The organism is Paenibacillus tepidiphilus (assembly GCF_008635795.1).
Classification (GTDB): Bacteria; Bacillota; Bacilli; order Paenibacillales; family Paenibacillaceae; genus Paenibacillus_AQ; species Paenibacillus_AQ tepidiphilus.
Window position 1 is genome coordinate 223,441 of sequence record NZ_VWRQ01000002.1, and the last position, 13,030, is coordinate 236,470.

Here is a 13,030-nt window from a genome sequence, read left to right on the forward strand (position 1 = left end):
GGCCGCCCTCTTCCGTTCACGGGACTCGCTTCAATTGTCTTGTGAAGCCGGAGACGAAGGCGGTAGCCGCAGCCTCCGCCCTAAGTTCACGGTCACACCGCCTCTTGGGGCAGGACGGTGCCGGCGGTTCTTTTTCCGCTAGTATTTACCGATCAGGCGAAGCTAATACAAGCCGGGTTCACTTTACGCTCCGATATGGATTCCGATGGACTTGCCGCCGGCATCCACTGTTTCAAAGTCCAGTTCTCCGTCAAACTCAATGGTCGTCACCAGCACGTTCTCACGGAGCACATGCTCGAACGCCGTTGCAGCAGCTTTCAGTTCCTCATCTACCTGCAGTGTCAGGGCCACCCGCTTATCAATCGGCAGGTCAAGCCGCTTGCGGTAATCCTGGACGGCGCGCACGATCTCGCGCACCCAGCCTTCCTGCTCCAGCTCCGGCGTGATTTCGGTATTCAGGGCTACCGTCAGGCCATAGCCCGAGGCAGCGGCAAAGCCCGGCTTCGCCTGCTTCTCGATCAGCAGCTCCTCGGAGGTGATCTGCAGCTCCTCGCCGTCCGGCGATACTACAGCCACTTGGCCGTCCTGTACCACCTTTCGGGTCGCCTCGCTGTCCATTCCCTTCAGGAAGCCTTGCAGGAAGCCGACGTTTTTGCCGTACTTTTTGCCCGCTACCTTCAGATTCAGCTTCAGGGTGAAGTCGACAAAGCCGCTGTCGCTGTTCTCCACGTTGATGTGCTTCACATTGATTTCGTCCTTGATGATCTCTTCGTATTCCGCGAGATTGAAGCTGCGGTCGATGGATACGATCAGCTCGGAGAGCGGCTGGCGGTTCTTGATGCCGGTCTCGTTGCGCACATTGCGGGCAAGCTCGACAATGCCTCGCGCACTTTCCATATCGCGTTCCAGTTCCAGATCGATCAGGCTCTGGTCGGCCTGCGGGTAATCGGCCAGATGGACGCTTTCGCCGCCGCCCAGATTGGTGTAGATGTCCTCACACAGCATCGGCATAAACGGGGCCAGCAGCTTGGAGGTAACCAGCAGCACGTGGGTCAGCGTGCGGTAAGCGTCCAGCTTCTCTTCGCCGAGACCGCTGCCCCAGAACCGGTCGCGGGAGCGGCGGATATACCAGTTGCTCAGCTCATCGACGAAATTCTCAATCGCCTTGGAGGCGTTGACGAAGTCATTGACGGCCAGCGTCTTCTCGACCACCAGGATCAGGCTGTTCAGGCGGGACAGAATCCAGCGGTCCAGCTTGTGCTCCGACACCTTGAACGGATGATCGACAGGGTCATAGCCGTCGATGCCGGCATACAGCGTCAGGAACGCATGGGTATTAACGAGTGTATCTACTACCTTCGATTTGCTCTCGCCGACCAGGCCGCGCGAGAAGCGCTTGTTATTCCACGGCGCGCTGTCGGAGAGAATCGCCCAACGGAACGCATCCGTACCGTATTCGTTCATGATATCCCAAGGGTCGATAACGTTGCCTTTGGATTTGGACATTTTTTGCCCGTTCTCGTCGAGGATATGGCCGGTGGCGATGACCGCCTTGTAAGGCGCTACACCCTTGAACAGGGTAGATACAGCCAGCAGGCTGTAGAACCAGCCGCGGGTCTGGTCGATCCCTTCGCAGATCATATCCGCCGGAAACTGGTCGCTCAAGGCTTCTTCGTTCTCGAACGGATAATGACTTTGGGCGAACGGCATCGAACCGCTGTCGAACCACACGTCGATGACCTCCGGGGTACGTACCATCAGGGCACCTTCCTGGAATGGGCTCTTCAGCTTGATGTTATCTACATAAGGCTTATGCAGCTCGATATCCTCCGGTACTTCCTGGGCAGCCATCGCCCGCAGTTCGGCGATGCTGTGCGGCGCGAATTCCTTGCCGGTCGCTTCGCAGACCCACACGTTCAGCGGCGTTCCCCAGTAACGGTTACGGCTGATATTCCAGTCCACCAGCTCGTCGAGGAATTTGCCGAAGCGTCCTTCGCGCACATGCTCCGGATACCAGTCCACACTGCTGTTGTTGGCAACCAGCTTATCCTTGATTGCCGTCGTGTTGATAAACCAGCTGTCTGTTGCGTAATAGAGCAGCGGGGTATCGCAGCGCCAGCAGAACGGATAGCTGTGCTCGTACTTCTCTTTATGGTAGAGCAGCCCCTGCTCGGACAGGAGCTTCACGATATCCAGATCGCAATCCTTCACGAAGCGGCCGGCAAAATCCTTCACCGTATCCGTATATTTACCGGAAGCATCCACCACGCTCACGAAGCTGATGCCGTTCTCGCGGCAGCTCTTGTAGTCATCCTCGCCGTGCGCCGGAGCCATGTGCACGATCCCGGTACCGCTGGAGTCAGTAACAAAAGAAGCGCCGACGATCACATTGTGCTTCTCCGCCTTGATGTAGCTGAACGGCGGTGTGTAGCTCTGTCCGATAAAATCGGAGCCTTTGTGCGTGGAGAGGATCGTATACTCGCCCTTCAGCACTTCGTCTACGAGGTTCTTCGCCAGGATGTATACGCCGTCTTCCTGCTGAGCACGTACATATTCCATCTCCGGGTTCATGGCCAGGGCCATATGTGCCGGCAGCGTCCAAGGCGTCGTCGTCCAGGCCAGCACGTAGTCGCCGCTGCCTTCCAGCTTGAACTTGGCGGTGGCGCTCAGGTCCTTGACGGTCTTGTAGCCTTGCGCTACTTCATGCGAGCTCAGCGTCGTCATACAGCTCGGGCAGTAAGGGCTAACGCGGTGACCGCGGTACATCAGGCCTTGCTCATGCACAGTAGCGAGGATGTTCCACACGCTCTCGATATACGTGTTGTCCAGCGTGACATACGGGTTATCCAAATCGGTCCAGTAACCGATTGCTTCGGTAAATTCACGCCATTGCTTCTCATAGCCGAAGACACTGGCCTTACATTCCTTGATGAACTTCTCTACGCCGTAGCTCTCGATTTCCTGCTTGCCGGCGAGACCCAGCTTCTTCTGCACGCCCAGCTCGACCGGCAGGCCATGCGTATCCCAGCCCGCTTTGCGCACGACGCGGAAGCCTCTCATCGTCTGGTATCGGCCGATGAAGTCCTTGATTACACGGCCAAGCACGTGGCCGATATGCGGCGCGCCGTTGGCTGTAGGCGGACCTTCGTAGAATACATAATTCGGCTTGCCTGCCCGGTTCTCCATTGATTTGCGGAACGTGTCCTCCTCGTTCCATTTCTTGAGGACACGGACATCTCTGTCACGCGCTTTTTCTCTGACATCCACTTTCTGCATGTGTAATCTATCCTTTCCTTGGTAGGCTCGTATTGGTTTGTTGCTTTAGGTTGTTGCTTGTTGGTGTTGATTGTTGGTTGTTGCTTTAATCTTTTGTTGTTGTTGGTCGGCGGGCGAGCGAAGCGCGACGCCTATCCTCCAGGGCGCGGCGGGCGTAGCGCCGCTGCCTCAGGGCAGGGCCAACCCGCCCCGCGATCCCGTAGGGCAGCTTTGGGGGCGGGAGGCCTTTAACGCGGCGCGGCGGGCGTAGCGCCGCTGCCTCAGGGCCGACCCGCCCCGCGACCCCGTAGGGCAGCTTTGGGGGCGGGAGGCCTTCAACGCGGCGCGGGCGTAGCGCGCCGCCAACCCTTCAGCGGCGCGGCGAGCGAAGCGCCGCTGCCTCAGGGCCAACCCGCCCCGCGACCCCGTAGGGCAGCTTTGGGGGCGGGAGGCCCTCAACTGCGGCGCGGGCGTAGCGCGCCGCCAACCCTTCAGCGGCGCGGCGAGCGAAGCGCCGCTGCCTCAAGGCCGGCCGACCCGCCCCGCGACCCCGTAGGGCAGCTTTGGGGGCGGGAGGCCCTCAACGCGGCGCGGGCGTAGCGCGCCGCTGCCTTCGCATGGAAGGCACCGCAGGCGAACCCGCCAGGGGAGCCTAAGAAGTGCCGCTCCCTACGCCGCAGTAATCCTTCCCTGTCCGCCAAAGTCGCACACTGCTCGGGTTCACCCTTTGCGGGTGTCCAGAGGGCAGCAGCCCTTGGGGTCCCCCTTGCCAAGGGGGATTTAGGGGGATCATCACGCAAAAGAAGCGCCACCCCGCCCCCAAAGGGGCGAGACAGCGCTCGCGATACCACCCTAATTCTGTGCCGACCCCGCCATAAGGCGTGAACGGGCACAATCTCAGTCCGCGCTTAACTTCAAGCACGGGCCGGGATAACGTCCGGCAGACGGCATAAGCTTACACACGCAGGAGCGCTTCAGCTTAGCTTCTAGGGGAAGATCTTCGGATAAGACGTGAACATCGGCTTGCAGCAGACACCGACTCTCTGGAGAACGTGATCTTATCGTACTTGTCCCGTCATCGAATAAGTATTAACGATGTACAGATATGTTCTAGTTATAGACTGTTTAAGCGCAAAAGTCAACATCCGGGCCGAGATTGGAAGGTAGTTGGATTTTGTCCACTTATTTTACCCTTATTTGATGATTTAAGCGGTTTAGTTCGATAATCGCCACTTAATTAGCGCATCGCAAGGATAATCAAGCAAAAACGGGTGAATTAGATTGCTTTTTTCCACTTAGTTCCGGGTTTCAGCCGCATTTGCCCAAATTAAGTATGCATTTTCCACTTCATTCATACTCCATGTGCTTCTCCTGCTCGAATCCCTCCGGAAGCCCCGGCATGAGATAACCCTGACAAGCGTAGCCAAAGACAATCGCTAAATAACCTGGCTTTCGCTCGGCTCCCGGCTCTCCAGTGCGTTCCAATCATCCTGGGATAGCAGCTCCAGCTGTGCTTCCAGCAGTGTACGGAACCGGGTGCGGTAAATAGATGCCTGCTTGCGCAGCTCTTCCGTCTCTATAGCCACCTTGCGGGATTTGGCGAGCGCCTCGTTAATGATGCGGTCGGCGTTTTTCTCCGCTTCTTTGATAATCAGCTGAGATTCCTTCTTGGAATTATTCTTAACGTCATCCGCCGCTTCCTGGGCGATGATGATGGTCTTCGAAAGGCTCTCTTCAATATTGGTGAAATGATCCAGCCGCTCCTGAAGGGCCAGAAGCTGATTGTGCAGCTCCTTGTTCTCACGGATAACACTTTCATAATCCTTGATGACCTGATCCAGGAATTCGTTGACTTCGTCTTCGTCATAACCGCGGATTCTCCGGGAGAATTCCTTGTTATGTATATCGAGCGGCGTTAATGGCATGCTGTGCACCTCCTAGAAATGTCAAACCTCATAGGCCCTGCTGCCCGAAACCAAGCTTCGGCGGCCAAGAAACAAGCTTTAAGAAAAATCCGCGGTACCCGCATTCAGAGGCAGGCCCCCGTTTCAGTAAGTTCAATAAAACGCGTTTCCCTTATAGAGATATTCATTTTCGACAGCGAAACCCGGAATCCTGCAAGATCTTCAGACAAATTTGCCGACCTGAACCCGGTAGCGGCCTTTTTTCGTCAAACCCCCGATCTCCAGCACACGGAAACGGCCGAAGCCCTGAATTGACACCATGTCCCCGTCTTTCAGGCTGCAGGAGGGATCTTCTTCTACTTTCCAGTTCACCCGAACCCGTCCCGCTTTGATCGGAGCGAGAATTTTGCTGCGGCTCATCCGGGTCACATCTGCGGCGATACCGTCCAGACGCAGGGAGGCAACGGTGAACTCCTGAATTTCCAGCTTTTCTTCCCTGGTTCGCAAGGCAGAGACCGGAAGGATTTCGGTGTGGACCATAACCCGGTGGACACCGGTCAAATGGCCGGACAGAAAACTGGCGATATCCGCCGACACGACCACATGACAACCGTCGTCCAGCACATGAATATCGCCGATTTTCCCCCGTTTAATTCCGAGTCCCAGAATGGCGCCCATGTAGTCACCGTGCTCCAGCGTCAGAAATTTCTGTTCGCCCGAGGTGATTTCCAGCACCTTCAGCTCCATATCCTCGGCATCCAGATCCCGATAATCCGGGCCCACGAGCGCCCTTTTGCGTTCTGCACCGGTGAACCCGCCGTCCAGCCTCACGGCAACATCAGGGTGACGGTTCACCAAGCTCTGCAAAATATAAGCCTGGCGGGGATCGAGAAATTCGGTCAGCTTGCTCTCATGATACTCTCCCGCGTTCTGGACCCACTCCCAGGCTTTATCGACAAAAGGCCGCTCATCCGGATGGAAATGCCCGTAAATTTCGTTCTTCATCATCGCAGCCTAGAATATGCTCGCAATAATGTATTGCAGGCCCATAATGGCCATCCGCAGCACGAACAGTGCGACGATCGGAGAAATATCGATCATGCCGAACAGCGGCGGAATAAAGCGGCGGAACGGCGACAGCACCGGCTCCACCAGCTTGGCAAGCAGTTCCCCGATAAAGTTCTCACGGGAGTTGGGTAACCAGGACATCAGAATGTAAATGAAAATCATGTAGAAGTATATGTTGAAGAGTATAGAGATTATCTGGTTGATCTCGTATGCCAAGATGTTGTCACCTCATTCTGAATTCTTGTTCATCCATTAACATTTCCGTAATAGAGCCTTGGATTTCCACAGTATCCGGTGTGCACATAAATATATTGCCCCCAATTTTGGATATTCCTCCGCCAAGGGCGTATACTGTTCCGCTGAGAAAATCAATGATCCGCATCGCCTGGTCATTCCGTACTCTCTGCAGGTTAATGACCACGGTGCGGTGTGAGCGTAGATGATCGGCGATTTCCTGGGCCTCCTCATAAGAGCGGGGTTCATAGAGGACCACCTTCACATTCTTCTGCGAATGGATACTGACGACATTGGCCCGCTGATTCTTGCGGGTTTCCACAGGTGTTGGTTCAAGCTCTTCCTCATCGCGGGTGATTTGCTCCCGCTCCACGATTTCCTCTTCCTCCTGCAAGCCCAAAAAGCTCATAAACCGGTTCATCACGCCCATCAAGCTCCCTCCTCATGACCTACTAATACCGAACCCAGACGCACCTGGGTGGCTCCTTCCTGTATCGCCACTTCAAAATCATTCGACATTCCCATCGACAGTTCTTGGATAGGCTCAGGCGTCAGAGTCAGAGAATTCAGCCGGTCGCGCAGCTCGCGGAGTCCGCGGAACACGGGACGCGCCAGCTCGGGATCCTCCACATGGGGTGCCATCGTCATCAGCCCGATCACTTTGATGCGGTGAAACGGAGCAATTTCACGGAGAAAGTCCGCCACCGCCTCCGGCGGCAGTCCAAACTTCGTATCCTCTCCGGAGATGTTCACTTGCAAGAAGACCTTAACGTCAATGCCGGCGGCATCCGCTTTCTTCTGCAGTTCCCCGGCCAGCGACAGACGGTCAAGCGAATGTATATATTGAAATTTGCCGATGACATCCTTCACCTTATTGGTCTGCAGATGGCCGATAAAATGCCACGTGCCCTTATCCCCAAGAGCCTTCCACTTCTGTTCGGCATCCTGCCAGCGGCTCTCGGCGACATCCTCCATCCCGGCTTCCAGAACGGCGGACATTGTATCCAGGGACACATATTTGGTCACAGCAATGACCTTGACGTCCGCCGCATCGCGCCCGCTTGCCGCGCAAGCTTGGGATACGCGCGCTTTAACTGCGGCAATTCTCTCGTTCAGTGTTAAACTCAGGGTGTTCAACTCTCCTTTAGTCCGATCCAGCTCGTCATTCGTCCTGTAACGCCGTTCTCCTTGCGGTAGGAGAAGAACAGATCGCTGTTACAGCTTGTACACCAATTGGTACATTCGATATGAGTCGGCAAAATTCCTGCTTTAATCATAATGCGTCGGTTCATTTCTTTCAAGTTCAGCATGCTTTTGTGCGTATCGCCCTTTACCGCATGGTACAGTTCAGGCTCGTTCGCCCAATCAGCAGGCTGAAGCTCCGCCTCGAAACGGCGGATATGATCCATCACATAATCATCGACCTCGTAGCAGCAGTCACCGATGGAAGGGCCGATAGCTGCGGCAATATCCTGCGGACGGCTGCCATACGCAGTTCCCATGGCTGCCACCATTTCTGCCGCTATCTCCGCTACCGTCCCTTTCCATCCGGCATGGGCCAGTCCGGCAACGCCCTGTACCGGGTCGTAGAAGAAGAGCGGTACGCAATCCGCATAAAAAGAAGTCAGCAGCACGCCGGGGACATCCGTCAACAGACCGTCCGTCGCCTGGAATGCTGAAGTCCGGTCCAGGCTTCCGCGCCCGCGTTCCGCCTCAGTAACCAGCGCTATATGCTTGCCATGTGTCTGCTCGCCGCAGGTCCAGGCTTCAAGCGGGAAGCCAAGCCCGCCGGCCAGCCGGATACGGTTCTCCCGCACATGCTCCGGAGAATCGCCGACATGCAGCGCACAGTTGAGACTGTCGTATGGCGTCTCGCCCACACCGCCCTGCCGTGTGGTGAATCCGGCTGTAAGTCCGGGATATTTCGTGCGCCAAGGCTCCAGATGGAGCAGCGCCGGTGTTTCACTATTTACCTTAAAGGGTTCCATCCTCTCACCTCCGCCTAAGTGTACCTTTGCAGGGACCCCAAAACAACCCCAGGCGCAGCTTTACCACGAAGTGGCGACTGTCACCGAAGCCTAATTCCAGTTATTTTGCCGATGCCTTCGTTCATTCAGCGCCTCTACGGCCCGTCAGCCAAGCAAGTTCTGCCAGCCGGCCCCGGCTGTACGCCTACACATGTATATAAGCGTCCGGGCAAAAAAAGACGCACTCTTGTTAGTAAGTGCGCCGTTCATTGCGTTCCCCCCGCTCGAGGTAGATGGTCTCGCGCTCTTCCTGGCTTTGCTGCGGCCTGGACTCCTCCAGCTTGACCAGTACGACATCGGCGCCGATCTTGACGATATTACGCCAGGGGATGATCAGGTCGGCTCCGCTTCCGAACAGCCCCATGAACCGCGTATAGCCCGGAACGATAATCGCATCAATGACACCCCGGCGCAGATCCAGGTCCAGATCGCTGATCTGCCCGAGTCTTTTACCGTCTACGATATTGATAACATCCTTTGTCTGGAAATCGGATATCTTCATTTTCTTACCCGTGCCCAGGGAATCTTCGTTCATTATAACCACCCCTGTACATTCTGACCTATAGTCAATAATATGTTCCCTGGGCTTGGCTACATGACTGCGGATTCCCGTGCTTATCCAGGGAAATATATAAGGGTATTCCGCAAGGCGGCGGAGCCGCAGCTTACGGAATACCCTCGGGAATTGTCATATATGGGCTTTGGGTATTTTTAAGACTTTACATGCTTCTGCATCTGCTGGATAGCAGATTTCTCCAGCCGGGATACCTGCGCTTGCGAGATGCCGATTTCGTCGGCAACCTCCATCTGTGTCTTCCCTTCAAAAAAGCGCATCGACAATATCCGCTTCTCCCGTTGCCCCAGCCGCTGCATCGCTTCGCGGAGGGCAATCTCTTCGATCCACGAGACATCCTTGTTCTTGTCATCGCTGATCTGGTCCATCACATAAATCGGATCTCCGCCGTCATGATAGATCGGCTCGAACAGGGAAACCGGGTCCTGGATGGCATCCAGGGCGAACACGACATCCTCCTTCGGCACCCCCAGCGCCTCGGAGATTTCAAAGATTGTAGGCTCCCGCGAATTCTGGTTGGTCAGGCTGTCCCGCACCTGCAGCGCCTTGTAGGCGATGTCGCGGAGTGAACGGGATACCCGGATCGGATTGTTGTCCCGCAGGTACCTGCGGATTTCGCCGATAATCATCGGCACAGCGTAGGTGGAGAATTTGACATTTTGCGAAAGATCAAAATTATCGATGGCCTTCATCAGTCCGATGCAGCCTACCTGGAACAGATCGTCCACGAACTCTCCCCGGTTGTTGAAGCGTTGAATTACACTAAGCACGAGTCTAAGGTTACCGTTAACCAATTTCTCTCTGGCGGACCGCTCGCCCTGCTGCTGCAGCGACGTGAACAGCTCCCTCATTTCTGCGTTCGTAAGAACGGGCAGCTTGCTGGTGTCCACACCGCATATCTCGACTTTGTTTCGGGTCATGATGATTTACCTCCCAAGGAGAAACATTAATGTACATTATCTCCCCGGCCAGTCATTTTATTCCTCACATCATGCCTTGAATCGGCAGACCCGTCACACCATCTTATTAAACTCCTTGCGCAGCCGCTTGATAATCCGCTTTTCCAGACGCGAAATATAGGACTGGGAGATGCCCAGCAGATCGGCCACGTCCTTCTGTGTCTTCTCCTCGCCGCCCCGCAGTCCGAAGCGCAGCTCCATAATCAGCCGCTCGCGCTCACTGAGCTTTTCCAGAGCCTTCTGCAGCAGCTTGCGGTCCACCTGCTCCTCGATGTTGCGGTAGATCGTATCATTCTCCGTGCCCAGCACATCCGAGAGCAGCAGCTCGTTGCCGTCCCAATCGATATTCAGCGGTTCATCGAAGGAGACCTCGCTGCGCGTTTTGCTGTTGCGGCGCAGGTACATCAGAATTTCATTTTCGATACAGCGCGAGGCGTACGTGGCCAGCTTGATTTTTTTGTCGGGATCAAAAGTGTTGACCGCTTTAATGAGTCCAATCGCACCGATCGAGACCAGGTCTTCAATGTTGATGCCGGTGTTCTCAAATTTGCGGGCGATATACACGACCAGACGCAGGTTTCGCTCAATCAGCATGGCCCTAACCGCCGCATCGCCGCCGGACAGCCGCTGCAGCAGATACTCCTCTTCCTCCCGGGTTAGCGGGGGCGGCAGCGCCTCACTCCCCCCGATATAGTAGATTTCCTGGCTCTTGAGTCCCAGCAGGAATAACATGCGATAGTACTGAAGCTGCAGCGCAATCTTCCATTTGAACATTAAGTTTCCTCCTCCACGAGTAGCACAGCTTAAGCTTATAAGGACGTTAACGTCCCGCTCTATCCATCCATAGTTTCAGGCGTCAGTGTTATATAGAGCAGCTGACCGCCGCCGCTTCCGTCTTGGACGGTTCGGCCAGATCCGGGTGAATGACCGCCCGGTAGGCCCCATCCCCTGACAACGCACCGCCATCGAGTCCGATAAGCGCCCTCCGGCTGCTGAAGCTTTCCCCGCCAAGAGTAATCCGCACCAGATCAGGCTTCAGTGCCAGCATGAACGCAGACCCCCGGTTAACTCCCCGGTAGGGGACAAGCCGCAGACGGTCCTGCCAGGCAAAGGACTGCCCGTCCGTTTCGAGCAGCAGCCGGTCCGCACCGGTCCGGTTCAGCCTGCCCTTCCACGACGCCGGTAAATGCTCTTCCCACAGCGAGGCTTCCATGACCATTACCGGAATATGTGTAAGCGGGTCGCTGAGGCGGTTGCCTGTGTCCAAGAGGCCAGTGCATGTCACCCCCACACCCTCAATCTCCACGTATACCTCACCAATATACGTCTCCAGCCGCTCTCTCCGCTGCCGGGACGACTGGACCAGCTTAAACAGCATCAGCACCAGCGGAAGGGCCGCCAGCACGAACCAGAAGGCGATTTTGAGGCGGAAAGCTTGGCCTCCTGTAGCCGTAAAGAGAATGCCGTTCCAAAGGTCTCCGGAGCTTTGCAGCAAATAATGAATGCCCACAATACCGCCTGCCGCCGCAAAATTAATAATATAAAAGGCTCCCAGAACCCTGAGATAGCTTTGCAGACTCCGGTACCCGAAAGCAATGAGCAGCATGAGGAGCGATAATCCGAATTTGATCAGAAAGGTATAGAGAAAGGACAGCTCCGGCACAAACATCATCACCACATAAAGGGCGCCGACAAGCGCGGAGAGCAGGAGCCGCCACCATGTGACCTTCATTTTGACCAGCCAGCCGGCCAGCCAGATGAGCACTCCGTCAATCAGCAGATTGGCCAGGAAAATAAGGTCGATATAAACTACCAGCGCTTTCACCTGCCTGCTAAGCCGCGTGCGGTCTCCCGCCGGGGTCCGGCTCTCTTTTTTGGACGATATGATTAGTATAGGAACTCTAAGGTTCAAAGTCTGTCAAACTTGGGGGGCGTTCCAGGAGTTTTTTTGTCGAGTTATAGCGGAGGATTTATCAGGCAAAGCGGAACAAGCCTGCTCCGGGCGGAGCAGGCTTTATGCGGTATACAGCTTAAGTTACAGCAGGGAGGACAGCTCTTCGTCGTCAAGTCCGGTGGCCTCGCGGATGGTTTGCCGGTCCATTCCCATGGCAGCAAGCCTTCTGGCGACCTCCAGCCGGCCGGTCTTTTCGCCCTTTGCCTGCCCTTCTCTTATGCCTTCTTGTTTTCCTTCCTGTTTTCCTTTGGCAAAACCCTCGTTCAGCGCGCCATCCATCTGTGAGGCTTCATCCAGCAGCACCTTCATCCGGGCCTCGTACTTCATCCGGGCCTCTTCATCCTGGCTCAAGTAACGCAGCGTGTCCATCGCCTTCTGCAAAGCAGGGTTGTTCATGCTCAAGGCCTCCCAATCCGGAATTTCTTTTCCTTTCAAGAACAGCAGCCAGTCGACCAGTCCGCTCTCAACGGGGCTCTGCAGCCTCCCCAGCTTCGGGAGCTCCAGGAAGTGAATTTCAATATCATCTGAAAGCGGCGTCCCATACTTATCCTCCCGCAAATGAAACACACTGTGGGTATGTTCATTCGGCAGCACATTATAATTTAATATATTGACCGTAACACATTTGTTCAGATCCTTGTATTTCCCGCCTTCCTGCAGCTGCCCGGAATAGCGTTTGCTCCAGTAATATAATGTCCGCTTCTCAATATCGTATTTGTTGAACAGCTGCATTTCGATATTAATCAGCTTTCCGTCCGCCGCTCTGGCCCAAATATCGAATACCGATTGTTTGTCCAGCGGGTCGTCTTTGTCCGTGAACGGGTTAAGCACCACGACTTCGCAGAGCTGAGCTTCTCCGGCGTCGGCGAAGATATCGTTCAGGAACGCCAGCAGCACATCCTTGTTGTTCTCGCTGGCAAATATACGCTTAAACACAAAATCTATCCGGGGATCAAGCAATTCCATTCCTCGTTCACTCCCGTTACCCGTTATTATAGCAGTCCGATCAAACAAAAAACACCGTATCTCTCCATAGCCTTGGCTAATAGAAAAGA

12 protein-coding genes are annotated in these 13,030 nt (G+C 55.3%); all 12 read right to left on the reverse strand.

The window, feature by feature from the left end; translation table 11 throughout:
• Positions 1–183: 183 nt before the first annotated feature.
• The 12 genes from ileS to F1379_RS03220 all read right to left on the reverse strand — a co-directional run bounded on the left by ileS (position 184) and on the right by F1379_RS03220 (position 12,941).
• Complete coding sequence (ileS, locus tag F1379_RS03165) at positions 184–3,276, reverse strand: isoleucine--tRNA ligase (RefSeq protein WP_150266235.1); 3,093 nt, start codon at positions 3,274–3,276, stop codon at positions 184–186.
• 1,415 nt (positions 3,277–4,691) lie between these two features.
• On the reverse strand, positions 4,692–5,180 hold the full coding sequence (locus tag F1379_RS03170; protein WP_150266238.1) for a DivIVA domain-containing protein: 489 nt from the start codon (positions 5,178–5,180) through the stop codon (positions 4,692–4,694).
• A 201-nt stretch (positions 5,181–5,381) separates the two neighbouring features.
• Positions 5,382–6,164, reverse strand: coding sequence for a YlmH family RNA-binding protein (locus tag F1379_RS03175; RefSeq protein WP_203457022.1), 783 nt, complete (start codon positions 6,162–6,164; stop codon positions 5,382–5,384).
• Positions 6,165–6,173: 9 nt separating this feature from the next.
• The gene (locus F1379_RS03180; RefSeq protein WP_150266242.1) at positions 6,174–6,443 is read right to left on the reverse strand and encodes a YggT family protein; all 270 of its coding nucleotides are present in this window, start codon (positions 6,441–6,443) and stop codon (positions 6,174–6,176) included.
• A 7-nt stretch (positions 6,444–6,450) separates the two neighbouring features.
• Positions 6,451–6,891: a cell division protein SepF gene (locus F1379_RS03185; protein WP_150266244.1), complete on the reverse strand. Its 441-nt coding sequence runs from the start codon at positions 6,889–6,891 to the stop codon at positions 6,451–6,453.
• Complete coding sequence (locus F1379_RS03190) at positions 6,891–7,598, reverse strand: YggS family pyridoxal phosphate-dependent enzyme (RefSeq protein ID WP_239004536.1); 708 nt, start codon at positions 7,596–7,598, stop codon at positions 6,891–6,893. Before F1379_RS03190 ends, F1379_RS03185 begins: the two co-directional genes overlap by 1 nt.
• The gene (gene pgeF / locus F1379_RS03195; protein ID WP_150266246.1) at positions 7,595–8,449 is read right to left on the reverse strand and encodes a peptidoglycan editing factor PgeF; all 855 of its coding nucleotides are present in this window, start codon (positions 8,447–8,449) and stop codon (positions 7,595–7,597) included. The genes F1379_RS03190 and pgeF overlap by 4 nt, the downstream gene beginning before the upstream one ends.
• Before the next feature lie 229 nt (positions 8,450–8,678).
• Entirely contained in the window at positions 8,679–9,023 is a 345-nt protein-coding gene (locus F1379_RS03200; protein ID WP_150266249.1) for a YlmC/YmxH family sporulation protein, read from the reverse strand.
• A gap of 176 nt (positions 9,024–9,199) precedes the next feature.
• Entirely contained in the window at positions 9,200–9,982 is a 783-nt protein-coding gene (gene sigG, locus F1379_RS03205) for an RNA polymerase sporulation sigma factor SigG (RefSeq protein WP_150266251.1), read from the reverse strand.
• A gap of 93 nt (positions 9,983–10,075) precedes the next feature.
• Complete coding sequence (gene sigE / locus F1379_RS03210; protein ID WP_150266254.1) at positions 10,076–10,795, reverse strand: RNA polymerase sporulation sigma factor SigE; 720 nt, start codon at positions 10,793–10,795, stop codon at positions 10,076–10,078.
• Between the two features lie 88 nt (positions 10,796–10,883).
• Entirely contained in the window at positions 10,884–11,837 is a 954-nt protein-coding gene (gene spoIIGA / locus F1379_RS03215; protein ID WP_150266682.1) for a sigma-E processing peptidase SpoIIGA, read from the reverse strand.
• A gap of 219 nt (positions 11,838–12,056) precedes the next feature.
• Positions 12,057–12,941 (reverse strand): Rpn family recombination-promoting nuclease/putative transposase, encoded by an 885-nt coding sequence (locus F1379_RS03220; protein WP_150266256.1) that lies wholly within the window; start codon positions 12,939–12,941, stop codon positions 12,057–12,059.
• Between the last annotated feature and the right edge of the window lie 89 nt (positions 12,942–13,030).

Excerpts from the sequence above, each read along its gene's own strand:
- ileS (WP_150266235.1), bottom strand. The coding sequence starts at position 3,276 with ATGCAGAAAGTGGATGTCAGAGAAAAAGCGCGTGACAGAGATGTCCGT.
- sigE (WP_150266254.1), bottom strand. The coding sequence starts at position 10,795 with ATGTTCAAATGGAAGATTGCGCTGCAGCTTCAGTACTATCGCATGTTA.
- F1379_RS03200 (WP_150266249.1), bottom strand. The coding sequence starts at position 9,023 with ATGAACGAAGATTCCCTGGGCACGGGTAAGAAAATGAAGATATCCGAT.
- F1379_RS03170 (WP_150266238.1), bottom strand. The coding sequence starts at position 5,180 with ATGCCATTAACGCCGCTCGATATACATAACAAGGAATTCTCCCGGAGA.
- F1379_RS03220 (WP_150266256.1), bottom strand. The coding sequence starts at position 12,941 with ATGGAATTGCTTGATCCCCGGATAGATTTTGTGTTTAAGCGTATATTT.
- sigG (WP_150266251.1), bottom strand. The coding sequence starts at position 9,982 with ATGACCCGAAACAAAGTCGAGATATGCGGTGTGGACACCAGCAAGCTG.
- pgeF (WP_150266246.1), bottom strand. The coding sequence starts at position 8,449 with ATGGAACCCTTTAAGGTAAATAGTGAAACACCGGCGCTGCTCCATCTG.
- F1379_RS03185 (WP_150266244.1), bottom strand. The coding sequence starts at position 6,891 with ATGGGCGTGATGAACCGGTTTATGAGCTTTTTGGGCTTGCAGGAGGAA.
- F1379_RS03175 (WP_203457022.1), bottom strand. The coding sequence starts at position 6,164 with ATGAAGAACGAAATTTACGGGCATTTCCATCCGGATGAGCGGCCTTTT.